The organism is Pseudomonas sp. YQ_5, from assembly GCF_043103305.1.
GTDB lineage: Bacteria > Pseudomonadota > Gammaproteobacteria > Pseudomonadales > Pseudomonadaceae > Aquipseudomonas > Aquipseudomonas putida_Y.
On sequence record NZ_JBICJS010000120.1, the window covers coordinates 81,588 to 101,655 of the forward strand.

Consider the following 20,068-nt stretch of genomic DNA (forward strand, 5'->3'; position numbering starts at 1 on the left):
CCCTCTTGATTCGTCAAGGGGGCGTATTCGCCCAGCGCTCATAGGCTTCACGCGCCAACCGCACCAGCAATGCCCGCTCGCTGCGATCGTAATCAGTTTTCAGTGCTTCACAGCGTTGCAGAAACTCGCTTTCGTTGATCACTTGCTCATCTACCTGAGCCTGCAGGGCTTCCATGCGCTGGTGCAGTGGCTGTACCAGTTCTTCAAATCGCTGCGCATGAAACTCTCGCGCGTATTGCTCCCAGAAAGGCCGCTGTGCCAACGAGGCTATCAGGGCATCCGTCGTCTCAGTTTGCAAAACCGCGTCCTGGACCCGCAGCACATCGCTGGTGGTTACGTTTGCAAAACCTGGGTAATGCATTTCGTCGAGCTCGATCGGCAAGCCCAAGGGACGCGCAAGCCGCTGTCGGTAAAAAAGCCGTGTCTCGATTTCATCGATATGAGGGGCGTGCTCGGCATGCATGCGTTGAACGTGTAAAGTCGCGTGACGGTCGACCTCGTCCAGGCGAAACAAACCACGCGCCAGGCTTAGCAAACGGGCTTCCATCCGACTGCCATGCGCGTCTTCGACGGCGCGCAGCACCAGAACCCCAAGCTCCATCTGCTCCAGCAACAGCAGCAGGCGGTCTTCACAACTGCGTGGACCAGATGCCTCTAGAAACAACTGATGACGCAACTGCTCGTGCTGCTCACACGTTTCAAGAATTCGCCAGATTCGGCTGCGGTAATGCCCAGGGTGCTGTTCAAAGTCCTCACCATGGACGAAGTCTGCCAGAAAGCGGAACATTCCATCTGATTGCGGTTCCTCAAGCAGGGCTGTCCATATGGCCTGCTGGCGATCACGTTCAGCGCCGGCTGTACTGTTGGCCCAGGTATTGAAAAGGTCACTGTCAATGGCGCGATGGCGTGCGGACGCTGACCCCCACTGCCCCGGGGTCACACTTCGAGCCTCATCGAGCAGCAATGCGTCAGCTTCGCCAAGTGGATTATCGTGCAAGGACAACTGGTGCACCTGCAGGCGCAGCTGCTGCACCTCTCGGCGCAGTGTGCGGATGTTGTTGTTACGCAAGTCTATGTGGGCACGAAATGAAATCCGCTCAGGCAACGCCTCAAGGCCAGCAGAGCGCAAGTTGACTTCACGCAAATTGCCCAGGCGCGTCAGTACCGGCGCCCTTCCCAGCGGGTTGTGGCTGAGGTCGAGGTACCGCAGCGCGCTCATCCCGGCAAGACGCAACTCACCGGCCTCATCCATGATCACGCTGTTGCGGCGCAGGTTTAGCTGCCGCAGGCGGGGCATATGTTCAATGCCGTGAGGGATCGCAGTCAGGCGATTGCCGGACAGGTCGAGCTCAATCAGGTTGGGAAAACGTCGAAGGAAGTCCCCATTGATTTCACCAAGGCGCAGGTCACTGAGGATCAGCCGTCGCACATGATCAAAGCTCACCCCCTCCGGTAATTCGGGCAGACTACCGATACGCTCTCCGCTGATGATAAGCGCGTAGTCCCCGGCCTCGTCGGTTATCTTGCGCCGCCAGCTTCGCCGAACGGCAGTAGCGACCCGACGGCGGCGCAGCGCGTCCAGTGGGTTACTGGCATCCCTGCGCCATTGGCGCAGGCTCTGACGCAGGCGTGCCAACTGTCCCGTGAGCTGGCTGTAGTGCTCCCACAACCCTACTCGCCGCTCCATTAGGTCAAGCAGATAGGCTTGTAGCTCCCCGTCTGTCATTGTCGGAAACACTTGGTGGATACCACGCCCTATGGCACGCCGACTGCTCTCCCCTCGCCCACTCAAGGCATACCCGATACGCCCGTCCCCAAAACGGGTCGGGGGCCTCAGGCCAACGCCCAGACGGGGCATGCCACAGAGCTCAGCCGCTTGGGTACGATCACCGGCAGCGGCCTCGATCAACAACGAGCCCAGGGCACCTGGACTGACAGCGGCATCGCCGAGATCGGCTGTCTGCGTCTCGTCCAGCGCAGACAGCAGCGCCGCCAGGTAGGGGCCGGATGTGCCTTGACCGGCATAGCGGTAGCCATCACCGCGGCGCACGATACACCGTACATCCTGCGCAGACTCAGCGCCGATACCGGCCAGATACCGGCCACTCGGGCTACCTTCGCGCAGTTCGATGCGCAGGGTGTCCGGCCATTTCAGCTGACGCTCGAGCAAGCCCAAAGCCAGGCGTTCGGTATCGGGATTGACGCAACGCGGCAGGCGCAAGCCGGCACAGGCCCTGTCCAGACGGCTTTCGCGCAGTGACCATCGTGCGCGCTCGGCCACTGCCAAAGGGATCCGCTGCGCGGTGCTGAGCGTATCGAGCTGCGCACCGCTGCATTGCTGAAGCAGCTCACGCGTACAACGAGCCGACAGGCCCGGGAAAGTGCGCTGCAATATCCGCTCGATGCCATTGGGCTGCACTTGCCGGGCAGCAACGTACTGCGCCAGTTGCGGCGCGCTGAAGTCCGGGTGTAATGCATGTGCCTGATAAAGCTCCAGGGCATCGAGCATCCGTGCAGGTGCGCCCATGTGTTCAACGTGCAAACGGCGAACCTGCGCTTCACTCAGCCCCGTTACCTGGAGCAGGTAGTCGCATGTCGCTTCCGGTAGTTCTGCCAGAGGCGTACTCAGGCGTCGCACCAGATTGGCCCGCCCTTCCCAGTATTGGGGAGCTTCCAGTTCATGGCGCCAGCCGCCGGCGCCATTCTGCTCGATCACAGGCCGATAGGCACTGGGACGACCAGGGTGCAGGATCCTGGAGCGACCATCCTGCGGATCCTCCAACACCCGATAGCGGCCACTATCGAGGTGCCATAACCATTCCTGTGCGCCAGCACCACGCAAAGGTTGGGCATCGTAACCGGGTAGATCCGTGGCCATGAGCTTGACCTTGCCTACGGAGTCGCATACCGGTACCAAGTCATCCACGAAGGCCAGCCGCTCAAGGGCACGCACGGCCACTTGGCTGCCGGCTGCGATCATCCCGCCAAGCACGACGTTCTCGGCAACATTGAACAGGTGGTTCAACGCCCCTTCGCGATCACCCATGCGCCAATCTTCATACCCTTCATACACTTCGTCAGCAATCTGAACCGCGTTTGCCACCAGCAGCACTTCGCCAAGCACAGGCACGAAGGCGCCCGCCACGTTCAGCAAATTCATACCCAGCTCTTTGTAACCCTGCATGCGCGCTTCGCGGTCTTCGTCATCTTCGACATCAGTGGGTACGGCGAGCACCTTGGCGTCATCCCTGATCTTGGCAAGGTGTTGCCGGCGCAGGTGTACGAACGGTGCGTCAGTGACCGGTGCAGAACGGGCGTCGAGTTCCACCCCGGCTGCCGATGCCTGCGCGACCCGTTCGTTCAATACCCGATAGAAATTGATGCGCTCACGCTCAGTAATGAAGCGCGCGAAAAAGCGCCGATAGTCCGGCGCACGGAAGCGCTTACCGAGGTACTTGTCGAGTGCATCCCAGCTGGCATGACGGGAGACGGGCTGATGAGGGTCATCGGGTATCCAGAGCACCACCGACTCCACTGCGCCATCAGCTGACGGACGCACTTCCAGCGTCAGCACGCCTTGAACCGGGCGGCCCAATAGGTACAACTGTCGGGGAACCACAGTGCCAACCAGCGCAGGCACCACCGGCTTTTCGGCAACAAGCGGCAATAGAAAAAAATATGTGCGCTCGTCAATGTCCTGCTTCAACGCAGCGACCCGCATCGCCACCTCGAAATGGGCCTTGAAACTCGCTTCGAACAGCCCGTGCAAGCGGAAAACGGCCTGGCCCGGCTCATCCTCCGGGCCATCTTCAGGCTGTAGGTGGTGCGTGAGCAACGCCTGGTACTTGCCACCTGCGTCGACCTCGCGACATGCGGAGGCAAACGCGTGGAAGCTCATCGGCAGCCGGTTACCGTTGCCATCGACCAGTTCACCTTTGCGCATCAGCCCGGGGCGCGTCTCCCTGCGATGATAGTTATGCAGCGCCGCCTCCAGCAATGACCGCCTGGAGCGGCGAACATAGGTGGGCCGCAGCAGCGCAGGCGAAGCGCTGGGTAGCACCAGCCGCTGCGAGACCCGTACCTTCCAGCCCGTCACGTCCGGGTTGCTGATGCCGCTCTTGCGCAGCTTCGTTTTGAGCAACTCTGCCGCGTAGGCCTGCAAGGAAGGGATGGCCTGGAGGATCGGGCCAAGCCGAGCATTGCAGTGCGCCTGCCGACGCAGGGCATTACGTAACGCATCGAGCCTTTCCGGTTGCGCATGGTCGACTAGCCATCCAGGCAAGTTTTGGGCAATCAGGCTATCGATGGAATCGTTCGGGGGCCGGTGCGGTGACATCTGTGGAACTCTCCAGGCAAAGAGCAGAGCACACTACGTCTGCGCCCTTGCCGCGCACTGCATAGTTACCACACGCGATACCTGAATGTGCGGCAGCCCACGCGTTCGGATAACCGAACGAGCAAACGCTATTTATTCGGCCTGGCGAACCCCGGAGAGATGTAGAGACTGTCAAGCGCGAGCAATACAAGCGGTTTAAGGTCGACAGCAGGGCTTGGCACGAGTCATGCTCTACACTTGGTAGCCGAATGCACCCGCTTCTTGCTGTATTCGTTGAACGAAGAGTCCGCCAACGGCTCCATAAAAAAAACAAACACGTCGAGGAAAATTTGATGCGTATCGTTCGTCAATTGCTGGGCGCAGCCATCGCGGCTGCAGTCATCGCTTCGCCGGCCATGGCCGAGGAGCTCACCGGCACCCTGAAGAAGATCAAGGAATCGGGCACCATCACCCTGGGGCACCGCGACTCCTCCATTCCATTTTCCTACCTGGCCGGCAAACCCGAGCCCGTCGGTTACTCGCATGACATCCAGCTGGCCGTCGTCGACGCGCTGAAAAAGCAACTGGGCACGGACATCAAAGTCCGTTACAACCTGGTCACCTCGCAAACCCGTATTCCGCTGGTGCAGAACGGCACCGTCGACCTGGAGTGCGGCTCCACCACCAACAACGTCGAGCGCCAGCAGCAAGTCGGCTTCTCGGTCGGCATCTTCGAAGTCGGTACCCGCCTGTTGACCAAGGTCAAGGACGGTCAGCCTGCATACAAAGACTTCCCGGACCTGGCCGGCAAGAACGTGGTGACCACCGCTGGTACCACCTCCGAGCGCATCCTCAAGGCGATGAACGCCGACAAGCAGATGAAGATGAACGTGATTTCCGCCAAGGACCACGGTGAAGCCTTCAACATGCTCGAAAGCGGCCGCGCCGTGGCCTTCATGATGGACGACGCCCTGCTCGCCGGTGAAATGGCCAAGGCGCGCAAGCCATCCGACTGGGTCATCACCGGTACGCCACAGTCGTACGAAATCTACGGCTGCATGGTGCGCAAGGAAGACGCTGCGTTCAAGAAAGCGGTCGACGACGCCATCGTTGCCTACTTCAAGTCGGGCGAAGTCAACAAGAGCTACGACAAGTGGTTCATGCAGCCGATCCCGCCTAAAGGTCTGAACCTCAACTTCCAGATGAGCGAAGAGCTGAAAAAACTGATCGCCGAGCCAACCGACAAGGCTGCGGACGAGAAGAAGTCCTGATCCTCAGCAAATAGTGGCCTGGTGCTCACAAGCACGAATCAATTCTGCAGGCCACTCATTAGTGTCTAACCTTTCATCCGTGGGCGCCCTGCGCCCCCGGATGCTCGAAGGTGCCCGTGAAACAACCGTCTGAGGGGAAATCCCGATGAATTACAACTGGGACTGGGGCGTGTTCTTCAAGTCCACCGGCGTGGGCAGCGAAACCTATCTGGACTGGTACATCACCGGCCTGGGCTGGACCATCGCCATCGCCATCACCGCCTGGATCATCGCGCTGCTGCTGGGGTCACTCCTCGGCGTCATGCGTACCGTGCCGAACCGCCTGGTATCGGGTATCGCCACCGCCTACGTGGAACTGTTCCGCAACGTACCGCTGCTGGTGCAATTGTTCATCTGGTACTTCCTGGTACCCGACCTGCTGCCAGAAGGCTTGCAGGAATGGTTCAAGCAGGATCTCAACCCGACCACTTCGGCACTGATCAGCGTGGTCATCTGCCTGGGCCTGTTCACCGCCGCACGCGTCTGTGAGCAAGTGCGTACCGGTATTCAGGCACTGCCCAAAGGCCAGGAAGCTGCCGCCCGCGCCATGGGCTTCAGCCTCCCGCAAATCTACAACAATGTGCTGCTGCCGCAGGCCTACCGGATCATCATTCCGCCGCTCACCTCCGAGTTCCTCAACGTGTTCAAGAACTCCTCGGTGGCGTCGCTCATCGGCCTGATGGAGCTGCTGGCGCAGACCAAACAGACCGCTGAGTTTTCCGCCAACCTGTTCGAGGCGTTCACCCTGGCCACGTTGATCTACTTCACCCTGAACATGGGCTTGATGTTGCTCATGCGCATGATCGAGAAGAAAGTCGCCGTGCCTGGCCTGATCTCCGTGGGGGGCAAGTAAATGGAAATGGATTTCAGCGAAATCATCCCCGCCCTGCCAGCCCTCTGGGACGGTATGGTCATGACCCTCAAGCTGATGGTCATGGGAGTCATCGGCGGTATCGTGCTGGGCACCATCCTGGCCCTGATGCGTCTGTCGTCGAGCAAACTGCTGTCGAACCTGGCCGGTGCCTACGTCAACTACTTCCGCTCGATCCCGCTGCTGCTGGTGATCACCTGGTTCTACCTGGCGGTACCGTTCGTGCTGCGCTGGATCACCGGCGAAGATACCCCGGTGGGTGCCTTCACCTCCTGCGTGGTCGCCTTCATGATGTTCGAGGCCGCGTACTTCTGCGAAATCGTCCGCGCCGGCGTGCAGTCGATCTCCAAGGGCCAGATGGGCGCCGCACAAGCGCTGGGCATGAACTACGCGCAGACCATGCGCCTGATCATCCTGCCTCAGGCCTTCCGCAAGATGACCCCGCTGCTGCTGCAGCAGAGCATCATTTTGTTCCAGGACACCTCGCTGGTGTATACCGTGGGCCTGGTCGACTTCCTCAACTCGGCTCGCTCCAACGGCGACATCATCGGGCGCTCCCATGAGTTCCTGATCTTCGCCGGCGTCGTCTACTTCATCATCAGCTTCTCCGCTTCGTGGCTGGTCAAGCGCCTGCAAAAAAGGATCACCGTATGATTTCCATCAAGAACGTCAACAAGTGGTACGGCGACTTCCAGGTACTGACCGACTGCAGCACCGAAGTCAAGAAAGGTGAGGTAGTGGTGGTCTGTGGCCCGTCGGGCTCGGGCAAGTCCACCCTGATCAAGTGCGTCAACGCGCTGGAGCCGTTCCAGAAGGGCGACATCGTGGTTGATGGCACCTCGATTGCCGACCCGAAGACCAACCTGCCCAAACTGCGCTCGCGGGTGGGCATGGTGTTCCAGCACTTCGAGCTGTTCCCGCACCTGACCATCACCGAAAACCTGACCATTGCCCAGCGCAAGGTGCTGGGCCGCAGCGAGGCGGAAGCCACCAAGAAGGGCCTGGCCCTGCTCGACCGTGTAGGCCTCAGTGCCCATGCCAAGAAACACCCCGGCCAGCTCTCCGGTGGCCAGCAGCAGCGCGTGGCAATCGCCCGCGCCCTGGCGATGGACCCGATCGTCATGCTGTTCGACGAGCCCACCTCGGCACTGGACCCTGAAATGGTCAGCGAGGTGCTGGACGTGATGGTGCAACTGGCCCACGAAGGCATGACCATGATGTGCGTAACCCACGAGATGGGCTTTGCCCGCAAAGTCGCCAACCGGGTTATCTTCATGGACAAGGGCAGCATCATCGAAGACTGCACCAAGGAAGAGTTCTTCGGTGACCAGAGCGCCCGCGACCAGCGCACCCAGCACTTCCTCAGCAAGATCCTGCAGCACTGACCCGGCCACAGCTTCCGCTGCCAGGCACCCACCAGGCAGCGGAAGCTGGTCGTTACAAGGCCACTGTGATGAAATGCGACCCCTCGCTACTTCGCCCTGCCAAGCCTGCCGTGAATTCCCGCCTGATCCGTCAATTGCTGTTACCGCCACTGATCATCCTGCTGATGGTCGGCCTGGGAATGGCTGGCTACCTGATCAGCGAGAGCAATGGTATCCGCACCCTCAGCGAAAACGGCGAACGCCAGCTGGAGCTGCACGCACGTACGGTCGAAAGCGAAATCAGCAAGTACACCTACTTGCCGAGCCTGCTGGAACTGGAAGACAGCGTCTCGCACCTGCTCACCGACCCGGACGGCGGCTCGCGCCAGACGGTCAACGAATACCTTGAAGGCCTGAACCGTCGCAGCCGCAGTCGGGCCATCTTCGTCCTCGACACCAATGGCCGGGTGCAGGCCACCAGCAACTGGCGCGATGCCGACTCGTTCCTGGGTGAAGACCTGTCGTTCCGCGCCTACTTCCAGACTGCCGTGCGCGGCGAACCCGGGCGGTTCTACGGCATCGGCAGTACCACTGGCGAGGCCGGCTATTACCTGGCCCACGGGCTTGAGGAGCACGGCAAGATCATAGGCGTTGCAGTGATCAAAGTGCGCCTGGACACCCTCGAGGAGCGCTGGCAGCGCGCCCGCCTGGAAGCGTTCGTCAGCGACGAAAATGGCATCATCATCCTCTCCAGTGACCCGGCCCGGCGCCTTAAGTCGGTGCGCCCGCTGACCCCGCAAATCAAGGAGCGCCTGGCGCGAAGCCTGCAGTACTACTGGTGGCCGCTGAACGAACTGCAGCCTCTGGCCCGGGAGACCCTGGCCGACGGTGTGGAAAAACTGACCTTCCCCGCCAACACCGAAACCGCTCATGGCAAACCGCACGAAGTGGCCTACCTGGCGCAAACCAGGCGCCTGGTGGACACGCCCTGGCATTTCACCCTGCTGACCCCACTGCAAGACCTGCGTCGCGAATCCATGGTGCAGGGCATCCTGGTGGGCGTGGCCTTTGCCTTGCTGGCGATCCTCGGCATTGCCTGGAACGAGCGGCGCAAGGTGATCGCCACCCGCCTGGCGGCCCGCGAAGCCCTTGAAGAAGCCAACAGCCAGCTGGAGCGGCGGATTGCCGAACGCACCGCCGACCTGCGCGCCAGCAACGAACGCCTGAAGGGCCAGATTCGCGAGCGCCGGCATGCCGAGCAAACCTTGCGCCACGCCCAGGATGAGCTGGTGCAGGCGGGCAAGCTGGCCGCCATCGGGCAAATGTCCACCAGCATTGCCCACGAGCTGAACCAGCCACTGGCCGCGTTGCGCACCTTGTCTGGCAATACTGTGCGCTTCCTCGAGCGCGGGGCGCTGGAGACCGCCAGTACCAACCTGCGCACCATGAATGACCTGATCGACCGCATGGGCCGCATCACCGCCAGCCTGCGCTCATTTGCCCGGCGCGGCGATGACAGCGGCCAGGCTTCACTGGCCAAGGCGGTGGAGGCCACCCTGCAAGTGTTGGCCAACCGCATCAGTGCCTGTCACCTGAAATTGCACCACCAGTTCGAGGACCAGCAACTGGCCATCGACCAGACCCGCCTGGAGCAGATTCTGGTCAACCTGATCGGGAATGCCCTTGACGCCATGGCCGCGCAACCGCAGCCTGAGCTGTGGCTGGAAGGCGAGTTGCAGGGCGACAAGTACCGTTTGCAGGTGCGCGACAATGGCCATGGCATCGACGCCGAGGCGCGCAAGCACCTGTTCGAACCCTTCTTTACCACCAAACCGGGCGAGCATGGCCTGGGCCTGGGCCTGACCCTGTCGGCGAGCCTTGCCGCCGCCGCCAAGGGAAGCCTCAACGTCGAGCATCCCGCCACCGGCGGCACGGCCTTTGTCCTGGCCCTGCCTCTGGTTTCACCCCCTAGCGAATCGGCAGAGCATCCATGAACCAAGCGCCTCTTACCGTCCTGATCGTCGAAGACGACCCGCATGTGCTGCTCGGCTGCCAGCAGGCGCTGGCCCTGGAGGATATCGCCTGCGAGGGCGTAGGCAGCGCCGAACAGGCGCTGGAACGCATCGGCGACGATTTCGCCGGCATTGTCGTCAGCGATATCCGTCTGCCGGGTATTGATGGCCTGGAGCTGCTCAATCGCCTCAAGGCCCGTGACCGCAGCCTGCCAGTGGTGCTGATCACTGGTCATGGCGATATCGACATGGCCGTAGGCGCCATGCGTAACGGCGCCTATGACTTCATGGAAAAACCGTTCTCCCCCGAGCGCCTGGTCGACGTGGTACGCCGCGCGCTGGAACAGCGCGGGCTGTCACGCGAAGTGGTGGCCCTGCGCCGCCAGCTGGCCGAACAGAGCAGCCTGGAGGGACGCATCATTGGTCGCTCACCGGCCATGGAGCACTTGCGCGAACTGATCGCCAACGTCGCCGACACCTCAGCCAACGTGCTGATCGAAGGCGAGACCGGCACCGGCAAAGAGCTGGTCGCACGCTGCCTGCACGACTTCAGCCGCCGCCAGAGCCACCCGTTCGTGGCGTTGAACTGTGGCGGCCTGCCGGAAAACCTGTTTGAAAGCGAGATATTCGGCCACGAGGCCAACGCCTTCACCGGTGCCGGCAAACGCCGCATCGGCAAGATCGAACACGCCAATGGCGGCACGCTGTTCCTCGATGAAGTGGAGAGCATGCCGATCAACCTGCAGATCAAGCTGCTGCGCGTACTGCAGGAGCGCACTCTGGAGCGACTGGGCTCGAACCAGAGCATCCCGGTGGATTGCCGGGTGATCGCCGCGACAAAGGCCGACCTCGATGCCTTGGGCCAGAGCGGCCAGTTCCGCAGCGACCTGTATTACCGGCTGAACGTGGTAACCCTGGAGCTGCCGCCGCTGCGTGAGCGCCGTGAAGACATTCTGCAGTTGTTCGAACATTTCCTGCAGCAGTCGGCCCTGCGCTTCGACCGCGAAACACCGACACTGGACAGCCAGACCCTGTCGCGCCTGATGGCCCATGACTGGCCGGGCAACGTGCGCGAGTTGCGTAACGTGGCCGAACGCTATGCCCTCGGCCTGCCAGCGTTCAAGAAAGGCCCCAGCGGTGGTGCCAACCAAGGCCTGCTTTTTGCCGAGGCGGTGGAAGCATTCGAACGCAACCTGCTCACTGATGCCCTGCAACGCACTGGCGGCAACCTGAGCCAGGCCAGCCAGGAGCTGGGCATGGCCAAGACCACGCTGTTCGACAAAGTGAAAAAATACGGCCTCGGCTGACTTGAACCCAAACTGGAAAGCCTGAGATCGGTGCAGCACCTGTGAGAGCGGGCAAGCCCGCGAAGCAGCCAGCGCAAATTCAGAGCCCAGCGATGTGCGTGACCGCTTGCCTATGCGCCTGCAAATAAGGCAACACCGCCCCCAGCAGCGGCGCCTTGAACGGCTCTTGAAAACGGTGCGCCAGCCCCGGGATCAAGCGCAATTGGCTACCCTGAATATGCGCCGCCAGGTGCACGCCATGCATCACCGGCAATAACGGATCAGCCGTACCGTGCACCACCAGGGTCGGCACTCGCAACTGGTTGAGCAACTCCACGCGACTCGGCTCGGCCAGTATCGCCATGATCTGGCGCTTGGCTCCGTCCGGGTTGAACGCCCGGTCGTAGGCCTGCGCCGCCTGATGCAGCAACACGTCACGGTCGTCGTGTACTTCCGGGCTGCCCAAAGCCGCCAGCAGGTCGGCCTGCTGCTCGATAGCCACTGCGCGGTTCGGCGCGCTGCGCCGGGCCAGCAACTGCACCAACGCCGGATCCGGTGCCGGCAAACCCGCAGCCCCTGAACTGGACATGATCAGCGTCAGGCTGCGCACACGCTCGGGCGCCATCGCCGCCAGATGCTGGGCAATCATGCCGCCCATGCTCACCCCCAATACATGAAACTGACGCACGCCCAACGCGTCCATCAGGCGCAAGCCGTCATCGGCCATATCAGTCAGCGTATAGGGCGCCGACACAGGCAGGCCCAGCTTGTAACGCAACAGTTCGAGCGTCAGGTTGGCGTGCGGTGGCACCTGGTTCCAGCGTGACAGGCCGACATCGCGGTTGTCATAGCGGATCACCCGAAAACCTTGTCGGCACAATGCCTCGACCACGTCGTCCGGCCAATGAATCAGCTGCCCGCCCAGGCCCATGACCAGCAGCAAGGCCGGGTCGCGTGGCGCACCGACGCTCTGGTACACCAGGCTGACGGCACCCAGTTCGGCACGCTGCACCGGCACATGGGCGTCACAGCGCTGTTCGGCGGAACTCGCCGGTACGCTCAGCAGGAAGAAAAGAAAAAGCCAAAAAGCCCGCATGAAAGAAACACCAGAATGCAGATCCCCAGTAGAGCGCGAGTCTGATGAATTCTGTTCGGGCGCGCTGCCACAGTTCGGTGACAGTTTCATGACTTCCGCCAGACGGTGCGACGATCGCCCAGTCGACAGATGCCGCATCATGAGGGAAACTCAACTCATTCCCTGTTTCTTCAATTCCACACCCCGGAGTCATCTGTGCTGGAGATCCGTCACCTGAAAACCCTTCATGCCCTGCGCGAAGCCGACAGCCTGGTGGAGGCCGCCGAACGCCTGCACCTGACCCAGTCGGCATTGTCGCACCAGTTCAAGGAGCTGGAAGAGCGCCTGGGCCTCCCGATTTTCGTGCGCAAGACCAAGCCGATCCGCTTCACCAGCGCCGGGCTGCGTCTGCTGCAACTGGCCGATGCCACCCTGCCGTTGCTACGCGGTGCCGAGCGTGACATCGCACGCCTGGCCGGCGGCACTGCCGGGCGCCTGCACATGGCTATCGAATGCCACAGCTGCTTCCAGTGGCTGATGCCGACCATCGACCAGTTCCGCGATGCCTGGCCGGAAGTGGAACTGGACCTGGCCTCCGGCTTTGCCTTCGCCCCGCTGCCGGCCCTGGCCCGCGGCGACCTTGACCTGGTGGTTACCTCCGACCCGGTGGACCTGGCAGGCATCACTTATGTGCCGCTGTTCACCTACGAGGCGATGCTGGCAGTGGCCAACCAGCACCCGCTGGCCAGCAAGCCTTACATCGTGCCGCAAGACTTGCTCGACCAGACGCTGATCACCTACCCGGTGGAGCGCGATCGCCTGGACATCTTCACCCGCTTCCTGGAGCCGGCCGATATAGAGCCAGCTGCCGTGCGCACCTCGGAGCTGACGGTGATGATGATGCAGCTGGTGGCCAGCGGCCGTGGCGTATGCGGCATGCCACATTGGGCGCTGCACGAGTACAGCTCGCGCGGCTATGTGAAGGGCAAACGCCTGGGCGAAAAAGGCCTGTTTGCCACGCTTTATGCCGCCGTACGCACCGACATGCTCGATGCCCCATACATGCGCGACTTTTTGCTGACGGCCAAGGACACCTCGTTCGCCACCCTCGACGGTGTCAGCGCGGTGCGTTGAGCGCCTGGCGATACAGCGGCAGGATCAAGTCGCGGGTCAGGGGGGCCAGTTGCATGACGGGCGCCTGATCTGCAGCCAGCCAGACCACCTCCTCGATCTCTGCGGCCGGCACCACAGCAGCGGCGCTGTCGACACGGAACAGTTCGGCTTGCACTTCGAAGCCGGGCTCGTTGGCGGCGGGGGCACTGAACTGGCCCAGGTGCATGGCCTGAGCCGGGTCGATGCGCAGGCCCAGTTCCTCGTGCAACTCGCGCACCAGCGCCTGTACCGGCGTTTCACCGGCATCGATCTTGCCGCCTGGCTGCATGAACGCCTCGGTGCCACGCTTGCGCACAAGCAGGGTGCGGCCCTGAGGGTCGATCAGCAGGGCGGCGGCGATGCGGATGATGTTGGGCATGGGTGAGCTCGCTGAAAAAATTGACTCGGGAGGATCCCATGGGGTCATTGGCCTGACAAGGCCGGTCATTCCTGTGCCGGCCTGACAGACGAGTGGCCCCTTGCCAACCCGTTACACACCCTCCATAAACAACACATGAACCTGCCCGCCAAACACCACCCGGTGCTCGAGCTGTTCCATCCTGCCGTCAGCACCTGGTTCCGCCGCTACTTCGCCACGGTAACCGATGCCCAGGCCCAGGCCTGGCCATTGATCCACGCCGGGCAATCCATGCTGCTGGCCGCGCCGACCGGATCAGGCAAGACCCTGAGCGCTTTTCTGGCCGTGCTCGATGAACTGCTGCGCGAAGGCATGAAGCACCAGGGCGAGCTGCCCGCACAGACTCTAGTGATCTATATTTCACCTCTGAAGGCCCTGTCCAATGACATCCGTCTTAACCTGCAGGCCCCGCTCGAAGGCATCAGCCAAGCCATCGCCGACCAAGGCCTGAACGCCCCACGTATCACTACGGCCGTGCGCACGGGCGACACGCCGCAAAAGGAACGTGCCGCCATGCGCAAGCTGGCCCCGCACATTCTGGTGACGACCCCCGAATCGCTTTACGTGCTGATGGGCTCCGCTTCTGGCCGTGAAGGCCTGGCCAACGTGCACACCGTGATCGTCGATGAAATCCACGCCCTGGCCGGCAACAAGCGCGGCGCCCACCTGGCACTGACCTTGGAACGCCTGCAAGCCTTGTGTAAAAGGCCACTGCGGCGTATCGGCCTGTCCGCCACGCAACGGCCGGTAGAGCGTGTGGCACAGTTTCTGGTCGGGAGCGGGCGTGCCTGCGCCATCGTCGATGTCGGCCATGCGCGCCAGCGCGATCTGGCTATCGAAGTGCCGCCAGTACCGCTGGGGGCAGTGATGGCTACCGACGTCTGGGGCCTGGTGTACGATCGCTTGGCCACCCTGGCCCGTGAACACCGCACCACGCTGGTATTCGTCAACACCCGGCGCCTGGCCGAGCGTATCACCCGCCACCTCAGCGACCGGCTGGGTAAAGAGGCGGTTGCCGCGCACCACGGCAGCCTGTCCAAGGAGCTGCGCCTGGATGCGGAGCAGCGGCTCAAGAGCGGCAAGCTCCAGGTGCTGGTAGCAACCGCATCGCTGGAGCTTGGCATTGATATCGGCGATGTCGACCTGGTTTGCCAGATCGCCTCGCCGGGCTCGATTGCCGCCTTCCTGCAACGGGTTGGCCGCGCTGGGCACCAGGTCGATGGTGTGCCAAAGGGGCGCCTGTTCCCCACCTCACGCGATGACCTGATCGAATGCGTCGCCCTGCTTGACTGCGTTCGACAGGGCGAACTGGACGAACTGCACATCCCCCGGGCGCCACTGGATGTACTGGCCCAGCAGATCGTCGCAGAAGCCAGCAACCAGGCCTGGCACGAACAGGCTCTGCTGGATTGCCTGCGCCAGGCTACACCTTACGCCGAGCTCGATCAGCACCATTACCAGGCCCTGCTGCGCATGCTCGCCGAGGGCTACAACGGCCGCCAGGGTGTGCGCAGTGCCTACTTGCACCGTGACGCAGTGACCGGCACGCTGCGTGGCCGACGTGGCAGCCAACTGACTGCGCTGACCAGCGGCGGCACCATCCCCGACAACGCTGACTACGCCGTGTTGCTGGAACCGCAGGCGCTGAACATTGGCAGCGTCAATGAAGACTTTGCCGTGGAAAGCATTGCCGGCGATATTTTCCAGCTGGGCAACGCCTCTTATCGCATTCTGCGCGTCGAGCCGGGCCGGGTGCGGGTAGAGGATGCTCACGGCCTGCCGCCGACCATTCCGTTCTGGCTGGGTGAAGCGCCGGGGCGCAGTGACGAGCTGTCTGCCGCCGTAGCCCGGTTGCAGGCGCGAATAGACCAGCAACTGGCGCAGGCAGGCGGCGACACGGTCGAGGTACTGGCCTGGTTGCAGGCGACCTTCGAACTGGACGAAGCCAGTGCAGGCCAGTTACTCGACTACCTGGCCCGCACCCGTGAAGTGCTTGGCGCCCTGCCCTCGCAGGATACGCTGGTGATGGAACGCTTTTTCGATGAGTCCGGCGGGACCCAACTGATCATTCATTCGCCCTACGGCAGCCGTATCAACCGCGCCTGGGGCCTGGCCCTGCGCAAACGCTTCTGCCGCACCTTCAACTTCGAGCTGCAGGCTGCCGCCAGCGAGGACGCCATCGTGTTGTCACTGTCGACCAGCCACAGTTTCGAGCTGGACGAAGTGTGGCGTTACCTGAACAGCCGCAGCGCCGAGCCGATCCTCATCCAGGCCCTGCTCGATGCACCGCTGTTCGGCGTGCGCTGGCGCTGGAACGCAGGCGTGGCCATGGCACTGCCGCGCTTTGTGGGCGGACGCAAGGTGGCACCACAAATCCAGCGCATGAAAAGCGAAGACCTGATTGCCGCTGTGTTTCCCGACCAGATCGCCTGCCTGGAGAACATCGTCGGCGAGCGGCAGATTCCCGACCACCCGCTGGTCGAGCAAACCCTCGACGACTGCCTGCACGAAGCAATGGACAGCGAAGGCTGGCTGGCCCTGCTGCGGCGCATGGAAAGCGGTGCAGTGCGCTTGCTGTGCAGGGACTTGCCCGCCCCCTCGCCGCTGGCATCAGCGATTCTCAACGCCCGGCCTTATGCCTTTCTGGACGATGCACCACTGGAAGAACGACGTACCCAGGCGGTACTCAACCGGCGCTGGAACGACGTGCACAGTAGCGACGACCTGGGCGCACTGGACGCTGATGCCATTGCTGCCGTCGCGGCCGAGGCCTGGCCACAGCCGGCCAATCCCGACGAAATGCACGAAGCATTGATGAGCCTGGGTGCCATCGGTCAGGTCGAGGTAGATGCCAATCCCTGCTGGGATTTGCTGCTAAGGCAGCTGGCCAAGGCCGGGCGTGCCTTGCGTCTGCCCGATGACAAGCTCTGGTTGGCCCGCGAACGCCTGAGCCTGCTGCTGGCACTGTACCCCACAGCGCACATGGAGCCAGCGTTCGAACGGCTCGCTGGCTTCGACCAGCCCATCGAACCCGACAACGCACTGAGCGAACTGCTGCGCGCCCGCCTGAGCGGCCATGGCCCGCAGACCCTGGCGCAAATCGCTGCGCCATTGGGCAAACCGGTAACCGATATCGAGCAGGCTCTGGCCCGCCTGGAAGCCGAAGGCTATGTGCTGCGCGGGCATTTCAGCCCAGGTACAACTGACTTGCAATGGTGCGAACGCCACTTGCTGGCACGCATCCACCGCTACACGGTCAAACGCCTGCGCCGCGAGATCGAACCGGTCAGCCTGCAAGACTTCATGCGCTTTCTGTTCGATTGGCAGCACCTGGCGCCTGACGAGCGCCTGCGTGGTCCGCAGGCGGTGGCCGAAGTGCTGGTCCAGTTACAAGGGTTCCCCAGCGCCGCAGCAGCCTGGGAGGCGGAACTGCTGCCGGCGCGTATCAAAGACTACAGTCCGCACTGGCTCGATGAAGCCTGCCGAAGCGGGCAGTTTGCCTGGAGCCGGCTGGCGGCAACAGTGGCGAGCAGCACGTTGACCAGTACCCCACTGGTGCTGCTGCCGCGGGAGCAGTTGAACACGTGGCGCAGTCTGGCGCCCGCACCTGCTGTCGACGCCCTTGGCCTACGTGCGCAACGTGTGCACGAAGCGCTGAAAACCCTGGGGGCGCTGTTCTTCGATGAACTGGCACATGAAGCACATCTGCTGCCCAGTGAACTGGAAACTGCACTGCAGGAGCTAGTGGGCTCAGGCCTGGTCGGGGCGGACAGCTTCACTGGCTTGCGCAGCCTTATCACGCCTGCAACCAAGCGCAGCTCACGTAACAGCCGCCGTGGCCACCCGCCACTTTCCAGCAGCATGGCACATGCCGGGCGCTGGTCACTGCTGCGCCGCAGCGTTGCGCCACCGGAGCACGACCAGCGCCTGGAGCACATTGCCCGCACGCTGCTGCGCCGCTATGGCGTGATCTGTTGGCGCCTGTTGGCGCGCGAGAGTGATGTACTGCCGCCCTGGCGTGAGCTGCTGCGCTGCTACCACCGATTGGAAGCACGTGGCGAAATCAGGGGCGGGCGCTTCATTGCCGGGCTGGCCGGTGAACAGTTCGCCTTGCCGGAGGCGGTAGTATTGCTGCGGCAAGTGAGACGACGTGAACCGGACGGAACGCTGCAGGTGGTGAGCGCCAGTGACCCGCTGAACCTGATCGGCTCGTTGCTGCCGGGGGCGAAAGTGCCGGCAGTGATTGGCAACCGGCTTCTGTATCGCGACGGGATACCGGTGGCGGTGCGGATGGCAGGGCGTTACGCGTATCTGATCGAGGCGTCCGCACAGGAGCAGGAAAGCTGGCGGCAAAAACTGCTGCGCGACGCCCTGTAGGAGCGGGTTTACCCGCGAATACGGTAGCGACGGCAACGGTGAACGGCGGGTGGAGATTGGCCAGCAGGCCCGCCCCTTCGCGGGTAAACCCGCTCCTACAGCGGTTGGCGTTGCGCCCAGGCAATTTGGCTCGGGTCGAGAATGATTTGCGCTACCCCGATTTTATTTTGCAGGGCCCGGCAACTTGGCTATGGTCGGGGTTTGCCCCCAGGCCCTGAGCCTGACCGAGCCATCGCAAGGACCCTGTATGAGCCTGTCACTTCTCAGTCGTTATGCCTTCTTCGCCGCCTGTGTGCTGTTCACCCTGGCGAGCATCCCCTTCAGCCACCACGAATGGTTGTGGCCGTTCACCCTGACCACTGGCATCCTCAGCCTGGTCGGCCTGTTCGACCTGCTGCAGCAGCGCCATGCCGTACGCCGCAACTACCCGGTTCTTGGCAACATCCGCTATCTGGTCGAGGCCATTCGCCCGGAAATCCGCCAGTACCTGCTGGAGTCCGACAGCGATGCCCTGCCCTTCTCCCGCGCCCAACGCTCGCTGGTGTATGCCCGGGCGAAGAACGAAGCCTCGGACAAACCTTTCGGCACCCTGATCGACGTATATGAATCCGGTTTCGAGTTTATCGGCCACTCCATGCGCCCGGCACCGCTGGCCGACCCGGCCAGCTTCCGCGTTATCGTTGGTGGGCCGCAGTGCAGCCAGCCGTATTCGGCCTCGATCTTCAACATTTCGGCCATGAGTTTCGGCTCGCTCAGTGCCAATGCCATCCGTGCGCTCAATCAGGGCGCCAAGCTGGGCAACTTCCACCACGACACTGGCGAGGGCAGCATCAGCCCTTACCATCGCGAGCACGGCGGTGACCTGGTGTGGGAACTGGGCAGCGGCTACTTCGGGTGCCGCACGCCGGATGGGCGCTTCGATCCCGAACGCTTCGCCGCCCAGGCGCGCAGCCCTCAGGTGCGCATGATCGAGATCAAGATGAGCCAGGGCGCCAAGCCCGGCCACGGCGGCATATTGCCCAAACACAAGGTTACCCAGGAAATTGCCGAAACCCGTGGCGTGCTGATGGGCGAGGATTGCATCTCCCCGTCGCGCCACAGCGCCTTCTCGACACCGATCGAAATGATGCAGTTCATCGCCCAGTTGCGTGAACTGTCCGGCGGCAAGCCGGTGGGTTTCAAGTTCTGCCTGGGTCACCCGTGGGAATTCATGGGCATCGCCAAGGCCATGCTGGAAACCGGCATCCTGCCCGACTTCATCGTCGTCGATGGCAAGGAAGGCGGCACCGGCGCAGCGCCTGTGGAGTTCACCGACCATATCGGGGTGCCACTACGTGAAGGCCTGCTGTTCGTGCACAACACCCTGGTCGGCCTGAACCTGCGCGACAAAATCAAGCTGGGCGCCAGCGGCAAGATTGTCAGCGCCTTCGACATCGCCAGCGTGCTGGCCATTGGCGCCGACTGGGCCAACTCGGCACGCGGCTTCATGTTCGCCATCGGCTGCATCCAGTCGCAAAGCTGCCACACCAACAAGTGCCCGACCGGCGTGGCCACGCAAGATCCGCTGCGCCAGCGTGCGCTGGTGGTGCCCGACAAAGCCCAGCGGGTGCTGAACTTCCATCACAACACGTTGCGTGCCTTGGCGGAAATGCTCGCGGCGGCAGGCCTGGAGCACCCGGCTCAACTGGAGGCCAAGCACCTGGTGCGGCGCATTTCGGCCACCGAGATCAAGCTGTTCTCGCAGATGCATGTGTTCTTGAAGCCAGGTGAGTTGCTGACCGGCGAGGTGAACGGGCAGTTCTATTCGCGGATGTGGCAACTGGCCCGGGCGGACAGTTTCGAGCCGAACAGCGAAGTGGCGGCCTGACGGAACGCAGGGGCCGCAAAG

General features: G+C 62.6%; 12 protein-coding genes. 9 read left to right on the forward strand and 3 right to left on the reverse strand.

Features of this window, described 5'->3' with window-relative positions:
- Positions 1 to 13 precede the first annotated feature (13 nt).
- The gene (locus ACF8EA_RS25660) at positions 14 to 4,336 is read right to left on the reverse strand and encodes an NEL-type E3 ubiquitin ligase domain-containing protein (protein WP_392523683.1); all 4,323 of its coding nucleotides are present in this window, start codon (positions 4,334 to 4,336) and stop codon (positions 14 to 16) included.
- 332 nt (positions 4,337 to 4,668) lie between these two features.
- Here ACF8EA_RS25660 and ACF8EA_RS25665 point away from each other — a divergent pair, with 332 nt between their 5' ends.
- The 6 genes from ACF8EA_RS25665 (at position 4,669) to ACF8EA_RS25690 (ending at position 11,179) form a co-directional block, all read left to right on the forward strand.
- On the forward strand, positions 4,669 to 5,586 hold the full coding sequence (locus ACF8EA_RS25665) for a glutamate/aspartate ABC transporter substrate-binding protein (protein WP_003254967.1): 918 nt from the start codon (positions 4,669 to 4,671) through the stop codon (positions 5,584 to 5,586).
- A 145-nt stretch (positions 5,587 to 5,731) separates the two neighbouring features.
- Positions 5,732 to 6,478: an amino acid ABC transporter permease gene (locus ACF8EA_RS25670; protein WP_021781958.1), complete on the forward strand. Its 747-nt coding sequence runs from the start codon at positions 5,732 to 5,734 to the stop codon at positions 6,476 to 6,478.
- Positions 6,479 to 7,150, forward strand: a complete 672-nt coding sequence (locus ACF8EA_RS25675; RefSeq protein ID WP_021781957.1) for an amino acid ABC transporter permease — start codon at positions 6,479 to 6,481, stop codon at positions 7,148 to 7,150.
- On the forward strand, positions 7,147 to 7,881 hold the full coding sequence (locus ACF8EA_RS25680; RefSeq protein ID WP_012273899.1) for an amino acid ABC transporter ATP-binding protein: 735 nt from the start codon (positions 7,147 to 7,149) through the stop codon (positions 7,879 to 7,881). Before ACF8EA_RS25675 ends, ACF8EA_RS25680 begins: the two co-directional genes overlap by 4 nt.
- A gap of 68 nt (positions 7,882 to 7,949) precedes the next feature.
- Positions 7,950 to 9,854, forward strand: a complete 1,905-nt coding sequence (locus tag ACF8EA_RS25685; RefSeq protein ID WP_021781955.1) for an ATP-binding protein — start codon at positions 7,950 to 7,952, stop codon at positions 9,852 to 9,854.
- Complete coding sequence (locus tag ACF8EA_RS25690) at positions 9,851 to 11,179, forward strand: sigma-54 dependent transcriptional regulator (protein ID WP_003254975.1); 1,329 nt, start codon at positions 9,851 to 9,853, stop codon at positions 11,177 to 11,179. Before ACF8EA_RS25685 ends, ACF8EA_RS25690 begins: the two co-directional genes overlap by 4 nt.
- 79 nt (positions 11,180 to 11,258) lie before the next feature.
- On the opposite strand, the gene ACF8EA_RS25695 is transcribed toward ACF8EA_RS25690, so the two are convergent.
- Complete coding sequence (locus ACF8EA_RS25695; RefSeq protein WP_103470097.1) at positions 11,259 to 12,254, reverse strand: alpha/beta fold hydrolase; 996 nt, start codon at positions 12,252 to 12,254, stop codon at positions 11,259 to 11,261.
- A 195-nt stretch (positions 12,255 to 12,449) separates the two neighbouring features.
- Here ACF8EA_RS25695 and metR point away from each other — a divergent pair, with 195 nt between their 5' ends.
- On the forward strand, positions 12,450 to 13,367 hold the full coding sequence (gene metR, locus ACF8EA_RS25700; protein WP_021781953.1) for a transcriptional regulator MetR: 918 nt from the start codon (positions 12,450 to 12,452) through the stop codon (positions 13,365 to 13,367).
- On the opposite strand, the gene ACF8EA_RS25705 is transcribed toward metR, so the two are convergent.
- A complete protein-coding gene (locus ACF8EA_RS25705) occupies positions 13,351 to 13,764 on the reverse strand; it encodes an NUDIX domain-containing protein (RefSeq protein WP_021781952.1) in 414 nt (137 codons plus the stop codon). The genes metR and ACF8EA_RS25705 overlap by 17 nt on opposite strands.
- Positions 13,765 to 13,899: 135 nt before the next feature.
- Between ACF8EA_RS25705 and ACF8EA_RS25710 the strand changes: the two genes are divergently transcribed.
- Together ACF8EA_RS25710 and ACF8EA_RS25715 are read left to right on the forward strand one after the other, a co-directional pair.
- Positions 13,900 to 18,180, forward strand: coding sequence for a DEAD/DEAH box helicase (locus ACF8EA_RS25710; RefSeq protein WP_392523686.1), 4,281 nt, complete (start codon positions 13,900 to 13,902; stop codon positions 18,178 to 18,180).
- A gap of 247 nt (positions 18,181 to 18,427) precedes the next feature.
- Positions 18,428 to 20,047, forward strand: coding sequence for an FMN-binding glutamate synthase family protein (locus tag ACF8EA_RS25715; RefSeq protein ID WP_392523687.1), 1,620 nt, complete (start codon positions 18,428 to 18,430; stop codon positions 20,045 to 20,047).
- The last annotated feature ends 21 nt before the right edge of the window (positions 20,048 to 20,068 follow it).